Source organism: Arthrobacter sp. Y3225116 (genome assembly GCF_059091245.1).
Genome location: NZ_JBNHGL010000038.1, coordinates 1 through 21107 on the forward strand (window position 1 = coordinate 1; position 21107 = coordinate 21107).

Annotated in this window: 20 protein-coding genes and 1 pseudogene; 12 read left to right on the plus strand and 9 right to left on the minus strand. The window is 68.6% G+C overall.

The window, feature by feature from the left end; genetic code table 11:
* The 7 genes and pseudogenes from AC5RV2_RS06105 to AC5RV2_RS06135 form a co-directional block, all read left to right on the plus strand.
* A pseudogene (locus tag AC5RV2_RS06105) lies at nt 1-367 on the plus strand (hypothetical protein); the annotation flags it as partial.
* An 81-nt stretch (nt 368-448) separates the two neighbouring features.
* The gene (locus AC5RV2_RS06110; protein ID WP_494091626.1) at nt 449-2557 is read left to right on the plus strand and encodes an acyl-CoA dehydrogenase family protein; all 2109 of its coding nucleotides are present in this window, start codon (nt 449-451) and stop codon (nt 2555-2557) included.
* 184 nt (nt 2558-2741) lie between these two features.
* Nucleotides 2742-4205: a DUF3375 domain-containing protein gene (locus AC5RV2_RS06115; RefSeq protein WP_494091627.1), complete on the plus strand. Its 1464-nt coding sequence runs from the start codon at nt 2742-2744 to the stop codon at nt 4203-4205.
* Nucleotides 4202-4981, plus strand: a complete 780-nt coding sequence (locus AC5RV2_RS06120; RefSeq protein ID WP_494091628.1) for a DUF4194 domain-containing protein — start codon at nt 4202-4204, stop codon at nt 4979-4981. The genes AC5RV2_RS06115 and AC5RV2_RS06120 overlap by 4 nt, the downstream gene beginning before the upstream one ends.
* A 1-nt stretch (nt 4982) precedes the next feature.
* Entirely contained in the window at nt 4983-5720 is a 738-nt protein-coding gene (rimI, locus tag AC5RV2_RS06125; RefSeq protein WP_494091629.1) for a ribosomal protein S18-alanine N-acetyltransferase, read from the plus strand.
* Complete coding sequence (gene tsaD, locus AC5RV2_RS06130) at nt 5717-6784, plus strand: tRNA (adenosine(37)-N6)-threonylcarbamoyltransferase complex transferase subunit TsaD (protein ID WP_494091630.1); 1068 nt, start codon at nt 5717-5719, stop codon at nt 6782-6784. The genes rimI and tsaD overlap by 4 nt, the downstream gene beginning before the upstream one ends.
* Before the next feature lie 149 nt (nt 6785-6933).
* Complete coding sequence (locus tag AC5RV2_RS06135) at nt 6934-8019, plus strand: substrate-binding domain-containing protein (protein WP_494091631.1); 1086 nt, start codon at nt 6934-6936, stop codon at nt 8017-8019.
* Between the two features lie 20 nt (nt 8020-8039).
* Here the strand turns inward: AC5RV2_RS06135 and AC5RV2_RS06140 are convergent, their stop codons facing one another.
* From AC5RV2_RS06140 to AC5RV2_RS06160, 5 genes are all read right to left on the minus strand, one after another.
* Complete coding sequence (locus tag AC5RV2_RS06140; RefSeq protein WP_494091632.1) at nt 8040-8615, minus strand: hypothetical protein; 576 nt, start codon at nt 8613-8615, stop codon at nt 8040-8042.
* 11 nt (nt 8616-8626) lie between these two features.
* Nucleotides 8627-9775, minus strand: a complete 1149-nt coding sequence (locus AC5RV2_RS06145) for a zinc-dependent alcohol dehydrogenase (RefSeq protein WP_494091633.1) — start codon at nt 9773-9775, stop codon at nt 8627-8629.
* A 135-nt stretch (nt 9776-9910) separates the two neighbouring features.
* The gene (locus tag AC5RV2_RS06150; RefSeq protein WP_494091634.1) at nt 9911-10117 is read right to left on the minus strand and encodes a hypothetical protein; all 207 of its coding nucleotides are present in this window, start codon (nt 10115-10117) and stop codon (nt 9911-9913) included.
* A gap of 97 nt (nt 10118-10214) precedes the next feature.
* Nucleotides 10215-11363, minus strand: a complete 1149-nt coding sequence (locus tag AC5RV2_RS06155) for a glutamate--cysteine ligase (protein ID WP_494091635.1) — start codon at nt 11361-11363, stop codon at nt 10215-10217.
* 90 nt (nt 11364-11453) lie between these two features.
* Nucleotides 11454-12716 carry a THUMP-like domain-containing protein gene (locus tag AC5RV2_RS06160; protein ID WP_494091636.1) on the minus strand — a complete coding sequence of 421 codons (1263 nt, stop codon included), beginning with the start codon at nt 12714-12716 and terminating at the stop codon, nt 11454-11456.
* 142 nt (nt 12717-12858) lie between these two features.
* Here AC5RV2_RS06160 and AC5RV2_RS06165 point away from each other — a divergent pair, with 142 nt between their 5' ends.
* Complete coding sequence (locus AC5RV2_RS06165) at nt 12859-13053, plus strand: hypothetical protein (RefSeq protein WP_494091637.1); 195 nt, start codon at nt 12859-12861, stop codon at nt 13051-13053.
* Between the two features lie 87 nt (nt 13054-13140).
* Nucleotides 13141-13740, plus strand: a complete 600-nt coding sequence (locus AC5RV2_RS06170) for a maleylpyruvate isomerase family mycothiol-dependent enzyme (RefSeq protein WP_494091638.1) — start codon at nt 13141-13143, stop codon at nt 13738-13740.
* A 78-nt stretch (nt 13741-13818) separates the two neighbouring features.
* Here the strand turns inward: AC5RV2_RS06170 and AC5RV2_RS06175 are convergent, their stop codons facing one another.
* Genes AC5RV2_RS06175 through AC5RV2_RS06190 form a run of 4 tightly spaced genes read right to left on the minus strand, consistent with a single transcriptional unit; the run spans nt 13819 to nt 17604 of the window.
* The gene (locus AC5RV2_RS06175; RefSeq protein WP_494067449.1) at nt 13819-14577 is read right to left on the minus strand and encodes an iron ABC transporter ATP-binding protein; all 759 of its coding nucleotides are present in this window, start codon (nt 14575-14577) and stop codon (nt 13819-13821) included.
* On the minus strand, nt 14574-15581 hold the full coding sequence (locus tag AC5RV2_RS06180; protein ID WP_494091639.1) for an iron chelate uptake ABC transporter family permease subunit: 1008 nt from the start codon (nt 15579-15581) through the stop codon (nt 14574-14576). Before AC5RV2_RS06180 ends, AC5RV2_RS06175 begins: the two co-directional genes overlap by 4 nt.
* Nucleotides 15574-16602 carry an ABC transporter permease gene (locus AC5RV2_RS06185; protein WP_494091640.1) on the minus strand — a complete coding sequence of 343 codons (1029 nt, stop codon included), beginning with the start codon at nt 16600-16602 and terminating at the stop codon, nt 15574-15576. The genes AC5RV2_RS06180 and AC5RV2_RS06185 overlap by 8 nt, the downstream gene beginning before the upstream one ends.
* A 51-nt stretch (nt 16603-16653) precedes the next feature.
* Nucleotides 16654-17604 carry a siderophore ABC transporter substrate-binding protein gene (locus AC5RV2_RS06190; protein ID WP_494091641.1) on the minus strand — a complete coding sequence of 317 codons (951 nt, stop codon included), beginning with the start codon at nt 17602-17604 and terminating at the stop codon, nt 16654-16656.
* A 344-nt stretch (nt 17605-17948) separates the two neighbouring features.
* Here AC5RV2_RS06190 and groES point away from each other — a divergent pair, with 344 nt between their 5' ends.
* From groES to guaB, 3 genes are all read left to right on the plus strand, one after another.
* On the plus strand, nt 17949-18245 hold the full coding sequence (gene groES / locus AC5RV2_RS06195; protein ID WP_127511177.1) for a co-chaperone GroES: 297 nt from the start codon (nt 17949-17951) through the stop codon (nt 18243-18245).
* A 133-nt stretch (nt 18246-18378) separates the two neighbouring features.
* Complete coding sequence (gene groL / locus AC5RV2_RS06200) at nt 18379-19983, plus strand: chaperonin GroEL (RefSeq protein WP_494091642.1); 1605 nt, start codon at nt 18379-18381, stop codon at nt 19981-19983.
* A gap of 252 nt (nt 19984-20235) precedes the next feature.
* Nucleotides 20236-21107 (plus strand): IMP dehydrogenase (guaB, locus tag AC5RV2_RS06205; RefSeq protein ID WP_494091643.1); only part of this gene is annotated, 872 nt, incomplete at its 3' end.

Below are 21107 nucleotides of genomic sequence, written 5' to 3' on the forward strand. Positions count from 1 at the left end.
ACCCGGTGCGGACGATGCGCGGCCGGCAGCCGCCCCCGGGGACGGCAGTTCCGCCGTCCTGCACGACTTTTTCGCCAACGTCACCGCCATGATCGAGGCCCCGCTGCGCGGCCATCTGGCCGCGGCAGCGGGAAGTGCCGCGGAACTCGCGGCCGCTTCCTACTGGCCCCGGGCCGCCATCGGCATGGTGCGTGCGGCCGGGGAATGCTGGCTGGCGGCTCCCGACGATGGAACCAAGCCGAGCCGGGAAGTCATGACGGGCCTGCTCACCCAATGGCTGCTGGGCGGCGTCGCACCGGACGACGGCGCTCCCGCAGCGGGCTCCGGGCCACCCGGCCGGTCCCGCAACACCCCCGGCAAGGACTGAACCGCCCGCACCGGGCCGCCCCGCCCCGGCCGCCTTCCTCGGCCCCACCCGACACACACCTGACGACCGAAGGAACATCCGATGACGAATACGCCCGCCCTGGAAACCCCGGAACCGGTTGAAGACAACGGCGCCGCCGTCGATGTGGCCGAACTCGGCCGGCTCCTGCTGGGCCGCTGGGCCGACATCCGCCAGACGGCACGCGACCTGGCCGGCCGACCGGAACTCCACCGCATCGACGGGCTGACGATGGAGGAGCACCGGCAGCGGGTCTCCGGACAGCTGAAGTACCTGGTGGACACCGGCGCCGTACACCGTGCCTTCCCCGCACGGCTCGGCGGCGAGGACAGTCACGGCGGCAACGTGGCCGGCTTCGAGGAACTTGTCACCGCCGACCCCTCGCTGCAGATCAAGGCCGGTGTGCAGTGGGGCCTGTTCGGCGCGGCGGTGCTGCACCTGGGCACCCGGGAACACCATGACCGGTGGCTGCCGGACATCATGAGCCTGAAGACGCCCGGCGCCTTCGCCATGACCGAAACCGGCCACGGATCCGACGTGGCCAGCATCGCCACCACCGCCACCTACGAACCGGCCACGCAGGAATTCGTCATCCACACGCCCTTCCGGGCCGCGTGGAAGGACTACCTGGGAAACGCCGCCAACGACGGCCTGGCCGCGGTGGTGTTCGCGCATCTGATCACACGGGGCGTCGACCACGGCGTCCACGCCTTCTACGTGCCCATCCGGGACGAACAGCGCAACTTCCTGCCCGGCATCGGCGGCGAAGACGACGGTTACAAGGGCGGACTCAACGGCATCGACAACGGCCGGCTGCACTTCGACCATGTCCGCATCCCGCGCACCAACCTGCTGAACAGGTACGGCGACGTGGCCGGGGACGGCACCTACACCTCCCCCATCGCCAGCCCGGGCCGCCGCTTCTTCACCATGCTGGGAACCCTGGTGCAGGGCCGCGTCTCGCTGGACGGCGCCGCCGTGGCCGCCAGCAAGGTGGCCCTGGCCATCGCGGTGCGCTACGGCACCGAGCGCCGGCAGTTCAACGCGTCCTCCGACACCTCCGAAGAGGTCTTGCTGGACTACCAGCGCCACCAGCGGCGCCTGTTGCCCCGGCTGGCCACCACCTACGCGGCGTCCTTCGCGCACGAACAACTGCTGGAGAAGTTCGACGACGTCTTCTCCGGCGCCCATGACACCGACGAGGACCGGCAGGACCTGGAAACCCTGGCCGCCGCCCTGAAGTCGCTGAGCACGTGGCACGCGCTGGACACGCTGCAGGAGTGCCGGGAGGCCACCGGCGGGGCCGGATTCCTGGCCGAAAACCGCTTCGCGGCGCTGCGCGCCGACCTGGACATCTACGCGACCTTCGAAGGCGACAACACGGTGCTGCTGCAGCTGGTCGCCAAGCGGCTGCTGGCGGATTACGCCAAGGAGTTCCGCCACGCGGACTTCGGCGTGATGGCCCGGTGGGTTGCCCACCAGGCGGCCGACGCCACCTTCCACCGCACCGGCCTGCGCCAGGTGGCCCAGACGTTCGCGGACAGCGGTTCGGAGCGCAAGAGCGCCAACTACCTAAAGGATCCGGAGTCGCAGCGCCAACTGCTCACCGACCGGGTCTCCACCATGGTCGCCGGCATCGGCGGTGCGCTCCGCAATGCCACCAGGCTGCCGCAGGCGGAGGCCGCGGCGCTGTTCAACGAACACCAGCATGAGCTGATCGAGGCCGCCCGCGCGCACGCGGAACTGCTGCAGTGGGAGGCCTTTACCGCAGCACTCGGGCAGGTCGACGACGACGGTACCCGCCAGGTGCTGACCTGGCTGCGGGACCTGTTCGGCCTGTCGCTGGTGGAGAAGAACCTGGGCTGGTACCTCATGTACGGGCGGCTCTCCGCCCAGCGCGCCCGCATCCTCGGAGGGTACATCAACCGCCTGCTGTCCCGGCTGCGCCCGCACGCCCGCGACCTGGTGGACGCCTTCGGCTATGGGCCCGAGCATCTGCGCGCGAAGATCGCCACCGGCGCCGAGCAGGAACGCCAGGACGAGGCCATGGCCTATGCCCGCTCGCGGCGGGCCAGCGGCGACGCCCCGGTGGACGAGAAGGTGCTCGTCGCCCGCCGGAAGGCCGCCGAAAAGCTCGCCGCGGGACGTCAGAAGCTGCCGGCCAGCAGCTAGGCGAACGACGGCGGGGCCGGTACCGGGTGCCGTGCGGTTCCCGGTGGCGGGCGCCGCCGTCGTCAGCAGGCATACCGCCGGGCGACACGGCCCACCCGTGGCGGGCCACCGCCGTCGTCAGCGCAGTTGGAGCGGCTAAGATCTTCTGGGCCCGCTTTTCCCTTCCGCGGGCGGAAAGCACAGCATGTCCTTCACCGAGAATGCCCTTGCCCGCTGGCAGGAGCTGCAGGCCTTGTCCGCGACGCCGGGCCTCAAGCTCGCCGCCGCCAGCCCCTGGGTGCCTGCGCTGTTCCGGACCGCTTTCACGCGCTCCCGGCCGCAGCTGCCGCTGGAGGAGTTCCACCGCAACACCGACGCGTTCCTGGCCGGGCTGCGGCGCGCCGGGGTGCCGCTGCGCGAGGATTGGTCCGCCCGCCAGTACGCCGACGACTGGGTGGCCCGCAGGTTCCTCTCCCGCCTGCGCGAGGGCGGGCGGTTCGTTTACGAGCCCACCGAAGCAACGGTGCGCTTTCTGGAGTATCTGGACGGCCTGACCGGGGCCTCCTCCTCCCTGAACAGCTCCCGCCTGGCCACGCTGCTCACCCGGGTCGAGGCCCTGGCCCATGAGACCGATCCCGACCCCGAGGCGCGCATCGCCGTGCTCCGGGCCGAAATCGCCGAACGGCAGGAAAAGATCCGCGCACTGGAAGCAGGCGACGCGCCGGCGGCGGTGCCCGCAGCCGCGGCGGCGGAGGCGGCACGCGACATCCTGGCGCTGGCGGCCGGGTTGCCGGCCGACTTCAAGCGGATGCGCGACGGCTTGGAGCGCATGCTGCACACGCTGCGCGCCGAGATCGTCGAGTCGAATGCCACCAAGGGCATCACCATGGGCGAGGTGCTCGACGCCGACAAACGGCTGCGCGGCACCAGCGAAGGCCGGACCTATGAGAGCTTCACGGCGTTTCTGAACGACGAGGACCAGCAGCAGCGCTTCCGGCAGGCGATCGCCGACGTGCTCGAGCGGGACTTCGCCGACGGCCTGGAGCCGGAGGACCGGAGGGCCCTGCAGCAGCTCATGCCGCAGTTGCGGGCGCAGGCGGCCGAGATCCACCGCATCTACGGGCGGCTCTCGGAGAGCATGCACACCTTCGTGCAGTCGGACGACTACCGCGAATCGGTCCAGCTGCGTCAGGCGATCCGGGCGGCCGAGGCCGCCATCTTCAAGTCCCGGCACAGCCTGCCCGGCCGGCGCGCGGTGGTGCCGGCGCCGCAGCTGTACGGCTCCGGCTTCGAGTCGGTCAGCATGATTCGGCTCTACGACCCGCAGGATCACCAGGCGCCGGCCAAGTTGCCGCCCCCGCCGGAGTTCACCGAAGCGGACATCCGCCGCGTGGTCCGCACGCCGCAGGCTGACGCCGCGGTGCTCTCCCTGGCGGTGCGCAGCGCCGTCGAGTCCCGGGGACAGGCGCCGTTGTCGGCGGTCTACGACCGGCTGGAACCGGAACACCGGCACCTGAACAGCCTGCGCTGGCTGCTGCACCGGGCCTTGAATTCCGGCGGCGTGCTCGATCCGGACGCGACCGACAGCGTGACCCTGATCCAAATCGACGGCAGCGAACGCACAGCGGTGCTGCCCGCCGTTACTTTCACGAAAGCTGCAGATTCATGAACGAGCTGACCGAGGACGCGTTAACCGAGGAGCACCCCGAACCGTCCGCAGGGCCCGACGGGGCTGCCGCGCCGGAGGAAGCGGATCCCGCCGAGGCTGAGGAGACGCCCGCCCGCGACGAGATCGTGGACGGGCCCGAACTCTTCGACGGCGATACCGGCAAGCTGCCGCTGAAGCTGCGGCAGGCCCTGATCCGGCTGCTGCGCGGCCCCTACCTGCACGCCGGCTCCACGGACCGGGTCTACGACACCGTGGTGGAACACCGCCGCGTCCTCGCCTCCCGGCTCAGCGAGCTGTTCCTGCAACTGGTCATCGACGAAGACCGCAAGGTCGCCATGCTGCGGCCGGTCCCCATGGCCGAACCGCACACCAGCGCCCTGCAGCGGCAGCGGGAGATGACGCGTGAAGAGACGCTGCTGCTGCTGCGGATGCGGCTCATCCAGGATCGCCACGCCGGCACCGGGACGGAGCCGCTGATCAGCCGGGCCGACGTGATCGACGTGCTGCAGGACTACGTGGACCCCGAACAGCACGACGCCAAACACGTCGAGGACCTGGCCGATGCCTCCATCCGCAAGCTGTCCAACGAGCGCCGGCTGCTGGAAGCCACCGAACTTCCGGACGTGTGGGTCATTTCTCCGGCCCTGCCGCTGGCCTTGCCGTTCGAGAACATCGGCGACATTCCGGCGGTGATCGGCTCGCTGGCCGGCACCAACCCGCCGGCCGGCGAGGCGCCGGAGACCGACCAATTGGCTGTCGACGACGAGGAGGCCTGACATGAGCATCGAGACGATCCTGCCCCTGGACGGGCTGCTGAATCCCGGCCAGCACCGCCTCAGCCGCGTGCAGCTGGTCAACTGGGGCACCTTCGACGGTTCCCACACCATCCGCGTGGACCGTGCCGGAACGTTGCTGACCGGCGGCTCCGGGGTGGGCAAGTCCACGATTTTCGACGGCATGCTCCAGGTGCTGGATGCCCGCCCGAAGATGACCGAGGCCGACGTGCCGGCCGTGGACGCGCTGGAACGGAAGCTGTTCCCGGACGACGCGTGGCCGACGGAGATGTTCTATGAGGAACTGGCACAGGACACCCGCAGCTACTACGTGGCCGAGGACGCGCTCGGCACGGTGATCGGCTACGCCGGGCTGATGTGCGTGCGGCCGATCGCCGATGTGCAGACCATTGCGGTGGTCCCCGAGCGCGAGGGGCAAGGCATCGGCACCACGTTGCTGACCCTGCTGATCGACCTGGCACGCCGCCAGCGGGCCGACGACGTCCTGCTGGAAGTGCGCGCGGACAACCCCCGGGCGCAGCGGCTCTACCGCTGGTTCGGCTTCGAGCAGATCCACGTGCGCCCGCGCTACTACCGCGGCGGCGTTGATGCCCTGATCATGCGGCTGCGCCTCAAGGACTGGGCAGGTGCTCCCGGCACCGGGGCCCGCACCGGCACCGACGGCGGCACCGGGACCGGCCGGACAAACCACGAACCCGAGACGACGGAGGACACGCGATGAACCGCACCGAACCGCTGGTGGTGGGCATCGAGTCCTCCTGCGACGAAACGGGCGTGGGCATCGTCCGCGGGGATACGCTCCTGGCCAACACGGTGTCCTCCTCGATGGAGGAACACGTGCGCTTCGGCGGAGTGATCCCGGAGATCGCCTCGCGCGCCCACCTCGACGCCTTCATCCCCACGCTGGAACAGGCGCTGGACACGGCCGGCGTCACCCTCGGCGAGGTGGACGCGCTCGCGGTGACCTCCGGCCCCGGGCTGGCCGGCGCCCTGATGGTCGGCGTGTGTGCGGCCAAGGCCCTTGCCTTGGCCACCGGCAAGCCGCTGTACGCCATCAACCACCTGGTCGCCCATGTGGGCGTCGGCGTGCTGGACGGGGGAGCGCTGCCGGACAACCTGGGCGCGCTGCTGGTCTCCGGCGGACACACGGAGATCCTGCGCGTGCGCTCCCTGACCGACGACGTCGAACTGCTCGGCTCCACCATCGACGACGCGGCGGGTGAAGCCTACGACAAGGTGGCCCGCATCCTGGGCCTGGGCTATCCCGGCGGCCCGGCGATCGACAAACTGGCGCGGGAGGGCGACCCGAGGCGCATCCGGTTCCCCCGCGGACTGAGCCAGCCCAAATACATGGGCTCGGCCGAGGCCCCCGGCCCGCACCGCTATGACTGGTCCTTCTCCGGCCTGAAGACGGCCGTCGCCCGCTGCGTGGAGCAGTTCGAGGCAGCCGGGGAACCCCTGCCGGTGGCCGACATCGCCGCGTCCTTCCAGGAAGCCGTGGCGGACGTCATCACCGCGAAGGCGATGCTGGCCTGCACCGAAAACGGCGTCACCAACCTGCTGCTCGGCGGCGGCGTTGCGGCGAACTCGCGGCTGCGGGCGCTGACCGAGGAACGCTGCGCGGCGCACGGCATCTCCCTGCGCGTGCCCCCGGTGTCCCTGTGCACGGACAACGGAGCGATGGTCGCCGCGCTCGGCGCCCAGGTGGTCATGGCCGGCGGCAGGCCCTCCGGCCTCGAATTCGCTCCGGATTCGTCGATGCCGGTCACCAGCGTGCACCTCTAGGGCGATCCGGCCCGCGCCCGCCGCGCAGGACGGACACCGTCTATCCCAATCCGCGGCGGGGTCCTAGGCTGAAACCACGGCGGGGCACGCCGGCCCTTCCTCACAAATCTCCCATCCGGTCGGACGGCGGAACGACGGAGGTACACGACATGGGATCATTTGCCGGACGAATGAAACTGCCGGCGGCGGTGGCCGTCACGGCCGCGCTGCTGCTGACGTCCTGTTCCCGCACGGGGGAGGAGACGGGGGAGGGGCCGGAAGCCGGCGGCGCCGGAGGCTTTGAGAGCGGCTCCTTGATCGGCGTGTCCCTCTCCGCCGACACCGCGTACGCCGAAGCGCTGTTCACCGAACAGATCGAGGGCTCGAACTTCGAACCGAACGTCCAGGTTGCCGAAACCGCCGCGGAACAGCAGCAACAAATCAGTACGATGCTCGAGGGTGAACCGGAAGTGCTGATCGTGGATCCGGCAGACCCGGCAGGCCTGGGGGAGCAGTTGGCCGCGGCGCAGGAGGCGCAAATCCCGGTCATCGCGTTCGGCACCATGGTCACGGGCACCGGCGCGGCCGGCTACCTGGTGGGCGCGGATGCCTTCCAAACCGGTGAGCTCCAGGCCCAGGCACTGCTCGATGGGCTGGCCGAACGGCAGGGCGGAGGACCCTACAACGTCGAACTGTTCAGCGGCCACCCGGACGACGGCGGGGCGCGCCTGGCGTTCGACGGAGCGATGAGCGTGCTGCAACCCAAGATCGACGACGGCACCGTGGCCGTGCTGTCCGGGCAGACGGATTTCGAGGCAACCGCCGGCGAAAACCCAGATGCGGCGGCAGAGCGGCTGGCCGGCATGTTGCAGGAGGAATATGCCTCCGACGAGGTGCACGGAATCCTGGCCGCCGATGACGCCACCGCCCAGGCCCTCATCCAGGCCGCCGAAGACGGCGGGCAGGATTCCGCCGTCGTCGTCGGCAGCGGATCCGCCCCGGACGCCGTGGAATCAATCATGGCCGGCAAGCAGTACGCCACCACCTACGCCGACCCGGCGGCCATGGTGGGCGAGGCCCTGACCGTCGTCAAAGGGTTCGCGCAGGACGATGCACCCGAGGCCGACGAGGAAGAGTCTTACGGCAATGCGGAAACCAGCGTGGCCGCCTACCTGACCGAAGCCGAGGCCGTCACCAAGGAGAACGCCGCGGAGGTCTTCGCCGACAACCGGGAACTGCTGCAGCTCGTCGAGTAGACGCCGGGGATTGTCGGCGTTCAGGCGCGCAGGCGCCGGGCCAGGCCCCTGACAGCCAGTGCGGCCAGGCCGCCCGCCGCCAGCCAGGGACCGGCCACGATGACCGGGTCGAGCCATTGGTGGCTCAGGTCCGCACGCTTCGTCCCGGTCCGGGAGGCCAGCCCGTGATGGCTGAACTCGCTGCGCACGCCGGATTCGGTGACGGGATTGTCCGGACGCAGCGTCGCGAAGGAGCGGAGGTGGCTTTCCCAGGCATCGACCCGGTCGGCGGCCAGCAGGATTATCCAGTGGGCCGCCCGCGCCTCGCTGTACTTCCGGTAGGAGTATCGCCGCATGGCGCCCGAGAGCCCCTTGGGCGGCGTCGACGTGCCGAAGACGGGCGTCAGCATGCGGTGCTCAAGGGATCGCTCGCGCGGCCATTTCTCCTCCTGGCGGTCGGGGAAATCCCAGTGGGCGCCGGTGGCGCCGGGATCGAAGCGTTCCTTCGGCACGGCCGGTCGGTCCTTCGGATCCAGGTCGGCACCCCAGCCCGGGATCCGGGCGCGGAGTTCTTCGCTGGTATGCCTGCGCTCGGGTTTTTCGGCTCGGTACGGCATCGCGGAGTCTCCTAGCCGGCATTCGGCACGATGAGCGGCTTGATGCAGCCATCGAGTTTCGACGAGAAAATGTGATAGCCGTCGGAGATATGCTCCAGCGGTATGCGGTGGGTGACGATGTCGTTCGGTTTCAGGTAACCGTTGCGGATGTGCTCGAACAGCCGCGGCCACTGGCGCTTGACCGGACACTGGTTCATCCGCAGCGTCAACCCCTTGTTCAGGGCGTCCCCGAATTTTACGGCGCTGAACATCGGCCCGTAGGCGCCCATCACGGAAATGGTCCCGCCCTTGCGGACCGAATCGATGGCCCAGTTCAGGGCGACGGGCGAGCCGCCCTGCAGCTTGAACTTCGCGGAGGTGAGGTGCTGGGTCAGGTTGCCGTCCGCCTCGGCGCCCACGGCGTCGATCGTCACGTCCGCGCCCAGGTCATCCGTCACCTTCTTCAGGTGCACCACGATGTCGTCGTACTCGACGAAGTTGTAGGTTTCCGCGTGCGCGAAGGAACGGGCCATCTCCAGCCGGTACTCCAGGTGGTCGATGACGATCACGCGCCCCGCTCCCATCAGCCAGGCGGACTTCGCGGCAAACAGCCCCACCGGTCCGGCCCCGAACACCACCACGGTGTCGCCTTCGACGATGTCGCCCAGCTGCGCCCCGAAGTAGCCGGTGGGCAGGGCGTCGGTGAGCATCACGGCGTCCTCGTCGTCCATCCAGTCCGGGATCAGGGCGGGTCCGACGTCGGCGAAGGGCACCCGGACGTATTCGGCTTGGCCGCCGTCGTAGCCTCCGCAGGTGTGGGAGTAGCCGTAGATGGCGCCCACCGCCGTGGCATTCGGATTCACGTTGTGGCAGTTGGAGTACAGGCCCCGCGCGCAGAAGTAACAGGAGCCGCAGTACACGTTGAACGGGACCATGACCCGGTCGCCCGGCGCGAGGGTCCGGACCGACGGCCCCACCTCGTGGACCACACCGATGAACTCGTGGCCGAACGTCATCCCGACCCGGGTATCGGGCATCATGCCGTGGTAGAGGTGCAGGTCCGAGCCGCAGATTGCGGCCAGCGTCACCCGGACAATGGCGTCGTTGGGGTGTTCAATGGCGGGAATGTCTTTTTCTTCCACCCGGGTCTTATAGGGCCCGCGGTACACCATGGCTCTCATCGGTGCCTCCTTGAGGAAGCGGATAGTTGAGTGCCCGCAAGCTTCACACGCCCGGCAAGCAACGGTCAAGGCCCTCAGGCGTCCGGGAGGCCAGCGCCCGGGAGACCGTGCGGCCGGAGACGGGGATGGCCGGTCCTAGCCGCCGTCTTCCGGTTCCTGGGGGGACGCCGGGTCCTTGTCACCGTCTTCCGGCCGGTCCTCGGGCCCGCGCTCGACGTCCGGTTCGATGGCGGCATCCAGGCTGGCCGAGCCGGCGTGCGGCGGCGCGTCGGAGTCCTGCTCCGGGACCGGGGCGTCCGCCTGGTACAGCGCCTCGTCGTCAGCATGCTTTTCCCCGGCCATGCCCAGCCCTTTCCCGCATCCGGCTCTGTTTCCCTGGGTGTTTCCTTGGGGCAGAGCCTACGCCTGTTCGGGACCAAACGGGACCGGTTTCGGGCTCTCAGTTGCTCCCGCGAAGCTGGCTGACTACGTCGAGGACGACGGCGCGCAGGTCGCCGTCGTGCTCGGCGGCAACCCTGCGCTGGCGCTGGTAGCCGGCACCGGCCTCGAGGATCTTCTCCACGTCTGCCAGTTCGTCGCTGCAGCCAAGCTTCCGGGCGACCGGTTCCAGCCGGTTCAGCACGTGTTCGCGCAGGTGTTCCGTGACCGGCATTTCCTTGCCGGCGGCGTTGAGGATGATGATGGCGTCCATGCCGTAGCGGGCGGCACGCCACTTGTTCTCCTGCACGTGCCACGGCGGCATGGTGGGGATGGCCCAGCCGTCGTCCAGGGCGGTGGAGAACTCGTCCACCAGGCACTGCGTCAGCGCGGCCACGGCCCCGACGTCCTGCAGGGTGGACAGCCCGTCGCACACCCGCATCTCGATGGTGCCCAGTGCGGGAACCGGCCGGATGTCCCAGCGGATCTCGCTGATCGTGTCGATCACCCCGGTGGTGAACATGTCCTCGACGTAATCCTCGTACACCGCCCAGCTGGGGAACTGGAACGGCAGCCCCGCGGTGGGCAGCTGCTGAAACATCAGCGCGCGCTGCGAGGCGTAGCCGGTGTCCTCTCCCGCCCAGAAGGGGGAGGAGGCGGAGATCGCCTGGAAGTGCGGGAAATAGTTGACCAGCCCGTCCAATACCGGCAGGGCCTTGTCCCGGTGGTCCAGGCCCACGTGCACGTGCACGCCGTAAATCACCATCTGGTGCCCCCACCACTGGGTACGGTCGATCAGCTTGGCGTAGCGTTCCTTGTCGGTGACCGGCTGCAACCGCGGCGCGGCAAACGGATGGCTGCCCGCGCAGAAGAGCTCCACCCCCATCGGGTCGGTGACGTCGCGGACGGCCGCCAGGGCGCTGCTCAGGTCCGCTTTGGCCTCGCGGACGGTGTTGCAGACACCGGTGACCAGCTCCACGGTGTTCAGCAGCAGCTCCTGCTTCACGTGCGGGTGCTCGTCATCGTCCCGCAGCTCCGGATGCCCGGCGCGGACGGCGTCCAGCACCTGCTCGGCCACCGAGACCAGTTCGCCGGTCTGGGCATCCACCAGCGCCAGCTCCCACTCAACCCCGAGGGAGGATTGGGCGGACCGTGCGAAATCGATGTACAAACGTTGCTCCGTCTTTGGCTGGACCGGCTGCCGCCGGAGGTATGGGTCTGCTGGGGCCGCGCGGCCAAGACACAGCTTGATTCTAGTGCGTCAAGGCCTGGCGCTGCGCTCGCGGCTGCGGGCCCCGGCGGCGGGGACAGGTTCGACGACGATGGCGATCCGGTCCTCGCCGACCCTCGTCAGCACAAGGGTCGCCTTGTTCGGCCCCTTGCCGGAACCGGTCAAGAGGGTCTTGCGCAGTTCGTCCGGGGCAACTGACGTGCCGCGCTTCTTGATCTCCAGCGTGCCGATCCGGCTCGCCTTCACCCAGGCCTTGAGCTTCTTGACGTTGTACGGCCTGACCTCCAGCACCCGGTAGGCCCGGGCGAACGGCGTTGGCTGCAGGTGCGGGGCGCAGATATACGCGATGTGCTCATCCAGCAGGTGCCCGCCCAGCCCGCGGGCGAGGTCTGCCACCAGCCCGGCGCGGATCACCGCGCCGTCGGGCTCGTACAGGTAGCCCGCCGCCGGTCCGATGGCCACGTCCTGGTTGGCCGGGTCGTAGCTGACGGCGCTGGTCAGTTCGGCGGTGCCGCCGGCTCCGGTGACCAAGGCCGCCCGCCGGATGCCCGGCCGCGCCAGCCGGTTGAACCACAGCGCCGCCTCGACCACGTCGCCGTCGACGGATACCCATTGGGCCTCGCAGTTGTCCGGCAGCGCCTCATGGGGAATCCCCGGGCCCAGCTTGACCCCCACCGGCATTCCCCGGTCGGCCAGCCTCTCCACGAAGGACAGCGGCGGAGAAAACGCCTCCGGGTCGAAGATGCGGGTGGTGCCCGAGGCCGTCGTCGTCCGCCGCGCCGGATCCAGCCACACGCCGTCGATCCCGGTGAGGTCCAGTCCCTCCGCATCGGCGTTGACCACGGTCGCGGTCGGCCACGGCATCAGGTTAATGGTGGCCACCGCGGCGGTCGTCTCGTCCCGTTCCACGGCGGTGACCCTGCGGTCCAGGCTGGCCAGCGCCATGGCGTCTGCGCCGATTCCACAGCCCAGGTCCGCGACGTGCTCCACCCCGGCGGCCTGGAACCGCCGGGCGTGCAGGGCCGCGATGTTCAGCCGCGTGGCCTGTTCCAGCCCCGCCGGGGTGAACAGCATTTTTTCCGCGAAGGGACCGAACTTCGCCGTGGCCTTCGCACGGAGACGGGACTGTGTCATGGCGGCGGAGACCAGTTCGGGGGAGTGGCCGGCCTTGCGCAACTCGGTGCCGGTGTGCAGGCTTTCCGCTTCGGAATAGGGGCCGAGCGAATTCAGCAGCTCCCAGCCTTCCGGAGTGAGAATCGGTGCAATGCTCTCGGCGTGGGTCTCGGGTGCCATGGTTTCAAGCCTAGTGCAGCGGATTCAGGCCGGCGGACCGGCCGATTCGTGCCTTTAAAGCGGCGATGGGTAGTTCTCCCCATAGCGGGATATGCTGGGACTCCGTAGGGTCGGTAAGGAAGCTTACTGTGAGGAGGCGTGCATGATGTCCACATCCATCGACGGGTACGACATTGATACTGACGCTTGCCAAGCCGAGATTGAAGCGGAACTTGGCGAGCTGATCGAAGCCGGCAACAGGGCACACCGGGGCTGGCAGGCCCTCTGGGATGACGTCGCCGCAGGCGTCGCCGCGCCTGCTGCGGGCTGGAAGCCGGAGCTGCGGCGCCTCGCCTGAACGACCCGCGACGGCCGTTTCCGGCCGGATCGGCCAGGACGAAGGGCGGCGCTGGCCGCGACCGCCTGCCGGCCGTAGCATGGGCGCATGATCGAATCGGCGGCAACGTTCCTGTCCGCGGGCCGGTACTTCCGCGAGGTGCTGGCAAACGTGCCGCCGGCCGCATGGAACGCACCCGGGCTGGACGATTGGAGCGTCCGGACGCTCGCCGGACATACCAGCCGGGCGCTGTCCACGGTGCTGACCTACTTGGGGCGCCCCGCCAAGACAGTCCAGGTGGAATCGGCCGCGGACTATTACCTGGCCACCGGACTGGCCAATGATCCCGGCGTCACCGAGCGGGCCATGGCAGCCGGCAAGGAGTTGGGCCCGGACCCGGTGGATATGGTGGACCGGCTGCTGGCCCAGCTGGAAAACACGCTGCCGCTGACCGAGGACCGGGTCATCGAGACGGCCGCCGGCGGGATGCGCTTCAGCGACTACCTGCCCACCCGGATCTTCGAACTTGCGGTGCACACCCTCGACCTGTCCCGGGCCTGCGGCCTGGTGGCGGAACTGCCGCGCAATGTGGAGCTGGAAGCCGGGCGGCTGGCGATGGAGATTGCCGCCGAACGCGGCGACGGAGCCCAGGTGCTGCTGGCCCTGACCGGGCGGACCATGCTGCCCGGCGATTTCTCCGTGGTCTGACGCCGTGCGGGCGTCGGGTGGGACTGCGCCCGCAACAACCCCGCCGGCCGTGGCCGGCACCAACCCCGCCGGCCGGCGTCAGGCGAAGTAGACGCCGATCCGGTTGCCCTCGATCTCCTCGATGCGGATGTCGATGTCGTACACGTCCCGCAGCACGTCCGGCTGCATGATCTGCGCCGGCGGGCCCTGGTGCACGAGGCGGCCGGAGCGCATGGCGATGATCGAGTCCGAGTAGCAGGACGCGAAGTTGATGTCGTGGATGACCAGCACCACGGTCTTGCCCAGCTCGTCGGTCAGCCGGCGCAGCAGCCGCATCATTTCCACCGAGTGCTTCATGTCCAGGTTGTTCAGCGGTTCGTCCAGCAGCAGGTAGTCGGTGTCCTGGGCCAGCACCATGGCGATGAACGCCCGCTGCCGCTGGCCGCCGGAGAGCTCGTCCACGAACTTGTCCGCCATCGCCGTCAGGTCCAGGTACGCCAGCGCCTGCTCGATCTGCACGAGGTCGGCCGGGCCCGGCCGGCCGTTGTTGTGCGGGAAACGGCCGAAGCCCACCAGGTCCCGCACGGTCAGGCGGACGGTCAGCTGGTTGTCCTGGCGCAGGATGGCCATCTTGCGGGCCAGTTCCTTGCCGGCGGTCTTGCCGACGTCGAGCCCGTCGATGGTCACCGCCCCGGCGTCCATGGGCAGCAGCCGGGAGACCATGGACAGCAGCGTGGACTTGCCGGCGCCGTTCGGCCCGATGATCGAGGTGATGCCGCCGTCCTTGATGTAGCAGCTGACGTCGTCGACCACGGTCTGCGTGCCGTAGGTCTTGGAGACTCCGGAGACGTGGATCATTTGATGGAGCCTTTCAGCAGCAGGGCGATGAACAGGACGCCGCCGGCGAATTCAATGACGATGCTCAGCGCGGTATCGAAACTGAACACCTGCTCGAGGACCAGCTGGCCGCCGACCAGGGCGATGGCGCCCAGCAGCACGGCGATGGGCAGGACGTACACGTGCCGGAAGTGCGAGCACAGCAGGTAGGCAAGGCTGGCCACGAGCAGCCCAAAGAACGTGATCGGGCCCACCAGCGCGGTGGAAACGGCCACCAGGATGGCGCAGAGCAGCAGGACGGTGGTGACGGCCCGCCGGTGGTCCACGCCAAGGTTCAGCGCCGTGTCCCGGCCCAACGCCAGCACGTCCAGCTGCCGGCGCATCCGCCAGACCGGGACGGTGGCCGCGGCCACGGCCACCGCGGACACGGCCAGCAGCACGCCGTCCACGTTGTTGAAGCTGGCGAAGAACAGGTCCTGCAGGATGATGAATTCGCTCGGATCGATCAGCCGCTGCAGCAGCGAGGAGATGCCGCGGAACATGGTCCCGAACACGATGCCCACCAGCAGCATCAGGTGCAGGCTCTTGCCGCCGCCGGTGAACAGCCAGCGGTAGATCAGGAAGGAGAAGCCCACCATCAGCATCACTTCGATCACGAAGCGCACCGGCGCGCCCAGGCTCAGCAGCGCCTGCCCGCCGATCGCGAAGGTCAGCCCGGTCTGGATCAGCATGTAGAGGGCATCGAAGCCCATGATCGACGGGGTCAGGATCCGGTTGGCGGTCACCGTCTGAAACAACACGGTGGACACGCCCACGGCGTACGCCACCAGCAGCATCGAACCGATCTTGATGGCACGCCGGGGCAGGATGTAGCCGAGGTTGCCGCGCAGGTCGATGGTCATGAACACCGCCACGAGGGCGGCCGTCAGCAGGCCCAGCAGGATGATCCAGGTCCGCGGCCGGACCGTGGTGAGGGTGCGGCGCTTGTGCGGCGTCAGCGCGGCCGGAAGTACCGAATCAGCCATTCTTGCGGGTCCTCAGCAGCAGGTACAGGAAGATGGCGCTGCCCACGGCGGAGACGATCACGCCCACCGGGATCTCGTAGGGGTAGCGGATGGTGCAGCCGATGATGTCGCACAGCAGCACAAAGCCCGCACCGAAGACTGCCACCCAGGGAACCGCGCGGCGGGCGCTGTCACCGAATGCCAGCGACACCAGGTTGGGCACCACCAGCCCCAGGAACGGAATGGCGCCGATGTTGACCACCACCACGGCGCTGATCAGCGAGACGATGACCAGCCCGAGCGTCAGGATCCGGCCGTAGTGCAGGCCCAGATTGGTGGAGAATTCCTGCCCCATGCCGGCCATCGTGAACCGGTCCGCGCACAGGTAGCCGATCACCGCGAGCAGCGCGACAATCCAGAGGAGTTCGTAGCGGCCGCGGAGCACGCCGGAGAAGTCGCCGATCATCCAGCTGTTGAGCGTCTGCAACAGGTCAAAGCGGTAGGCGAAGAACGTGGTCACCGCGGCGATGACGCCGCCCAGCATGATGCCCACCAGCGGCACAATGAGCGTGTTGCGCAGCGGGATCCGGCGCAGCACCAGCAGGAACAGGCCGGTCCCGGCGGCCGCGAACACGGTGGCCACGGACATCTTCGCCAACAGGGTGGCACCGGGGATCGCCACCGTGACCACCAGGATGCCCAGCGAGGCGGACTCCACGGTGCCCACGGTGGACGGCTCCACGAATTTGTTCCGCGCCATCAGCTGCATGATCAGCCCGGCAATCCCCAGCGCCGCGCCGGCCAGGATGACCGACAGGGTGCGCGGCAGCCGGCTGATCCAAAAGATGTCCCAGGCCTTCTGGTCACCGGCCAGCAGCGCGGGCAGCGACACGTCGCTGACGCCCACGAACATGCTGGCAATGGCCAGGACGACGACGGCGGTGGCCGCCCAGGCGAGCTGGGAACCGGATCCGCGGGCGCGGGAGCGTCCCGGCGCCACTGCTGCCGCCGGGGCCGGACTGAAAATCGTGGAGGAAGCCATGGATCGGGCCACCGCGCAGGCCGCCGGCGGACGCCGGCGGCCGTACGGGTGCTACTTCGTGACGGCTGCCTGGACGGCGCTGATCATGGCATCCGTATTATTCAGGCCGTAGCCCACCAGGTACCAGGAGGCCGAATCCAAATAGGTGATGCTGTCGTTCTTGGCGGCGTTGGTGCCGTTGACCAGGTCGTTGTCCAGGACGGCCGCGGCGGCCTCCCCGGATTCGCCGACGGCGGAGTCGCGGTCGATCACGAACAGGTGGTCCGGGTTGGCCTCGGCGACGAATTCGTGCGAGATGGCCTCGCCGTGCGGGCCCTCGGACTTCACGTCAGCGGCGGTCTGCACGCCCAGGACATCGTGCACGATGCCGAACCGGGACCCTGCCCCGTAGGCCGTCATCTCGCCGCCGCTCGTCATCAGCACCAGGCCGGTGCCGGCGTCGGCAGCTGCGGCCTTGGTGTCCTCGATCCGGGTGTCGATGGCCGCCAGCTTTTCGTCGACTTCGGCTTCCTTGCCGAAGATCTCGCCGAGGGTCGCGGAGACTTCCTTGAAGCTCTCGATCGGAGCGGCGGTGTCCACGCTCAGGTCGATGGTCGGGGCGATTTTGCTCAGTTCCCCGTAGGCCTCGGCGGTGCGGCCCGAGATGATGATCAGGTCGGGTGCGCCTTCGCTGATCGCCTCGAAGTCGGGTTCCTTCATGGAGCCGATCTTGGTGTAGTCGTCCCCGGCGTACTGTGCCAGCGATTCGGGGAACACGGCCGCCTCCGGGACGCCGTCGACCTCGACGCCCAGGGCGGTGAGGCTGTCCAGCACCCCCAGATCGAAGGTGTAGACCGTCTCCGGGTTCACCGGCACGTCGGTAGTGCCGGAGGCGTGCTCTACGCTGATCGTCTCGGCGTCGGTGCCTGCCGCGGCGTCGGTCTGCTGGCCGCAGGCGCTCAGGGCGAGCATGGAAACGGCTGCGGTCATGGCCACCAGGCCGGATTTCAGGGGCTTTTTCACTGACTCTCCATTGTTCGTCAACGCCGGCCCGGGCGGGGACCGGCATTAGGCAACATAAACGTTTGCTATTTGCGCGCAGCTTGAAAGCTACCGGGTTAGGTTAGCCTTACGCAACTTGGGCGTCGGGCGGCGGAGCCGATTTTCGTCACACAGGCGGCGGCTGGGGGAAACCGGAGGGCCCGCCGCTGGCACTCGCCTTGACCGAGTGCTAATCCTTCTCATAGAGTCGCAGTTAGCACTCACCCCGTGTGGGTGCTAATCAAGGAACCGCCTGCCGGCACCGCGACGACGGCAGACATCTCCTTGGCCAACCTATTCGTAGCGCATGAAAAGGAGAGAGCCGAGTGTCGGTCTCCATTAAGCCTCTTGAGGATCGTATTGTTGTCCAGCCGCTCGAAGCAGAGCAGACCACGGCCTCCGGCCTGGTCATTCCGGACACCGCCAAGGAAAAGCCGCAGGAAGGCAAAGTTGTCGCGATCGGCCCCGGCCGCGTCGATGACAATGGCAACCGGGTTCCCGTTGACGTAGCCGAGGGTGACGTTGTCATCTACTCGAAGTACGGCGGAACCGAGGTCAAGGTCGGCGGGGAAGAGTACCTGGTGCTCTCCGCCCGCGACGTGCTGGCCATCGTCACCAAGTAAGGCCCATCAGCTGAGTCCGGCGGCTCGGGCGCGCGCAGTCGACGCCCGCAGCCGGAATCACGGACAACCGAAATGCCCCGGCTGCCTCCTATAGCAGCGCAGCCGGGGCATTTTGCGTGAAAGGAACAAATTCATGGCAAAGCAGTTGGAGTTCAACGACGCCGCCCGCAAGGCGCTGGAAGCCGGCGTCGACAAGCTCGCCAATACCGTCCGGGTCACCCTCGGTCCGCGTGGCCGCAACGTGGTCCTGGACAAGAAGTGGGGCGCCCCCACCATCACCAACGACGGCGTGACCATCGCCCGCGAGGTGGAACTCGACGATCCGTACGAGAACCTCGGCGCGCAGCTGGCCAAGGAAGTCGCCACCAAGACCAACGATGTTGCCGGTGACGGCACCACCACCGCTACCGTCCTGGCCCAGGCGCTGGTGAAGGAAGGCCTCCGCAACGTGGCCGCCGGCGCCGCCCCCGGCGCGCTCAAGCACGGCATCGAGGTAGCGGTCGAGGCCGTTGCCGCCCGCCTGCTGGAGAACGCCCGCGAGGTCGGAGGCAAGGTCGCCGAGGTCGCCACCATCTCCGCCCAGAGCCCCGAGGTCGGCAAACTGCTGGCCGAAGCGTTCGACAAGGTGGGCAAGGACGGCGTCATCACCATCGAAGAGGGCTCCAGCATGGAGACCGAACTGGTGCTCACCGAGGGCATGCAGTTCGACAAGGGCCTGCTCTCGCAGTACTTCGTCACCGACCAGGAGCGCCAGGAGGCAGTCCTCGAGGACGCGCTGATCCTGATCTCCCAGGGAAAGATCTCCACGGTGCAGGAGTTCCTGCCGCTGCTGGAAAAGGTGCTGCAGGCCAACAAGCCGCTGTTCATCATCGCCGAAGACGTCGACGGCGAGGCCCTGTCCACCCTGGTGGTCAACAAGATCCGCGGCACCCTCAACGTTGCCGCCGTGAAGGCACCGGGCTTTGGCGACCGCCGCAAGGCCATGCTGCAGGACATCGCGGTGCTCACCGGCGCCCAGGTCGTGTCCGCGGACCTCGGCCTGAAGCTGGACCAGGTGGGCCTCGAGGTGCTGGGCACGGCACGCCGCATCACCGTCACCAAGGACAACACCACCATTGTTGACGGCGCCGGCTCCGAGGCCGACGTGGCCGACCGCGTGGCCCAGCTGCAGGCGGAGGTGCTGCGCACCGATTCCGATTGGGACCGCGAGAAGCTCCAGGAGCGGCTGGCCAAGCTGTCCGGCGGCATCGGCGTGATCAAGGTCGGCGCTGCCACCGAGGTCGAAATGAAGGAGAAGAAGCACCGGATCGAGGACGCAGTGTCCTCCACCCGCGCTGCCCTGGAAGAAGGCATCGTGGCCGGCGGCGGCACCGCCCTGGTGCACGCCGCCCAGGCTCTGGACACCGATCCGAACGTGCTCGCGCTCGAGGGCGACGCAGCCACCGCCGTCGGCCTGGTCCGTCGTGCGCTGGCCCAGCCGCTGCGCTGGATCGCCGAAAACGCCGGTCACGAGGGCATGGTCGTCGTCTCCAAGGTGGGCGGCCTGGAGCTCAACAACGGCTTCAACGCCGCCACCGGCGAATACGAGGACCTCGTCGCCGCCGGCATCATCGACCCCGTGAAGGTGACCCGCTCGGCGCTGCGCAACGCGGCCTCGATCGCGGCACTCGTGCTGACCACCGAAACCCTGGTCGTCGAGAAGCCGGCCGAAGAGGACGGTCACAACCACCAGCACTAGCGCACGCCGCAAGCTGTTGGTCGGGCCTCGCCCGTCCGGAGGGGATCCTGCCCGCGCAGGGTCCCCTCCGTCGTCGTGGAGGGCCCCGGGATGGGCGACCCGGAGTCCGGCCGCGCGTTAGCTCCGCCACATCGGTTGCCGCGGGAAATAGTGGGCGGGGCGGAATCGTTTTAGGATGTAACCAACCCCGGAACCCGATCCTCGCTGTCGGTGACTGGCGGCCGCCACCGGTACCGTTCGAAAGGCCCTGCAGTGTCCGAAGAATTCAATCCGTTCGCTTTCGAGGGTCTGACCTACGACGACGTGCTCCTGCTGCCCGGCCCGACGGATGTGATTCCGTCCGAGGCCGACACCAGCTCCCGCCTGACCCGCCGCATTACGGTCCAGACCCCGCTCCTCTCCGCCGCCATGGATACCGTGACGGAATCGCGGATGGCCATCGCCATGGCGCGCCAGGGCGGCCTGGGCGTCATCCACCGCAACCTGTCCATCCAGGACCAGGCCGAGCACGTGGACCGGGTCAAGCGCAGCGAGTCCGGCATGATCACCAACCCGGTGACCATCGCCCCGGACGCTACGCTGGCCGAACTGGACGAACTTTGCTACAACTACCGCGTCTCCGGACTGCCCGTGGTGGACTCCGAGGGCAAGCTCGTGGGCATCTGCACCAACCGCGACACCCGCTTCGTGCCCCGCGCCGACTATCCCACCACCAAGGTGCACGAGGTGATGACCTCCATGCCGCTGATCACGGGCAAGGTGGGCATCAGCCGTCCGGACGTCATCGAACTGCTGGGCAAGAACCGGATCGAGAAACTCCCGCTGGTGGACGACGCCGGCATGCTGCAGGGCCTGATCACCGTCAAGGACTTCGACAAGGCGGAGCAGTACCCGCTGGCCACCAAGGACGACGACGGCCGGCTGCGCGTCGGCGCGGCGGTCGGCTTCTTCGGCGACGGCTACGAGCGCTCGATGACCATGATCGAGGCCGGCGTGGACGTCCTCGTGGTGGACACCGCCAACGGCCACAGCCAGGGCGTGCTGGACATGATCGCCCGGCTGAAGAAGGACCCGGCCGCGGCCCACGTGGACGTGATCGGCGGCCAGGCCGCCACCCGCGAAGG

Coding starts and splice junctions, on each gene's coding strand:
- AC5RV2_RS06170 (WP_494091638.1), top strand. CDS start 13,141: ATGATCGAATCGGCGGCAACGTTCCTGTCCGCGGGCCGGTACTTCCGC.
- AC5RV2_RS06140 (WP_494091632.1), bottom strand. CDS start 8,615: ATGCCGTACCGAGCCGAAAAACCCGAGCGCAGGCATACCAGCGAAGAA.
- AC5RV2_RS06120 (WP_494091628.1), top strand. CDS start 4,202: ATGAACGAGCTGACCGAGGACGCGTTAACCGAGGAGCACCCCGAACCG.
- AC5RV2_RS06150 (WP_494091634.1), bottom strand. CDS start 10,117: ATGGCCGGGGAAAAGCATGCTGACGACGAGGCGCTGTACCAGGCGGAC.
- AC5RV2_RS06135 (WP_494091631.1), top strand. CDS start 6,934: ATGGGATCATTTGCCGGACGAATGAAACTGCCGGCGGCGGTGGCCGTC.
- AC5RV2_RS06160 (WP_494091636.1), bottom strand. CDS start 12,716: ATGGCACCCGAGACCCACGCCGAGAGCATTGCACCGATTCTCACTCCG.
- groL (WP_494091642.1), top strand. CDS start 18,379: ATGGCAAAGCAGTTGGAGTTCAACGACGCCGCCCGCAAGGCGCTGGAA.
- AC5RV2_RS06110 (WP_494091626.1), top strand. CDS start 449: ATGACGAATACGCCCGCCCTGGAAACCCCGGAACCGGTTGAAGACAAC.
- AC5RV2_RS06165 (WP_494091637.1), top strand. CDS start 12,859: ATGATGTCCACATCCATCGACGGGTACGACATTGATACTGACGCTTGC.
- AC5RV2_RS06180 (WP_494091639.1), bottom strand. CDS start 15,581: ATGGCTGATTCGGTACTTCCGGCCGCGCTGACGCCGCACAAGCGCCGC.
- AC5RV2_RS06145 (WP_494091633.1), bottom strand. CDS start 9,775: ATGAGAGCCATGGTGTACCGCGGGCCCTATAAGACCCGGGTGGAAGAA.
- tsaD (WP_494091630.1), top strand. CDS start 5,717: ATGAACCGCACCGAACCGCTGGTGGTGGGCATCGAGTCCTCCTGCGAC.
- AC5RV2_RS06185 (WP_494091640.1), bottom strand. CDS start 16,602: ATGGCTTCCTCCACGATTTTCAGTCCGGCCCCGGCGGCAGCAGTGGCG.
- AC5RV2_RS06175 (WP_494067449.1), bottom strand. CDS start 14,577: ATGATCCACGTCTCCGGAGTCTCCAAGACCTACGGCACGCAGACCGTG.
- AC5RV2_RS06115 (WP_494091627.1), top strand. CDS start 2,742: ATGTCCTTCACCGAGAATGCCCTTGCCCGCTGGCAGGAGCTGCAGGCC.
- rimI (WP_494091629.1), top strand. CDS start 4,983: ATGAGCATCGAGACGATCCTGCCCCTGGACGGGCTGCTGAATCCCGGC.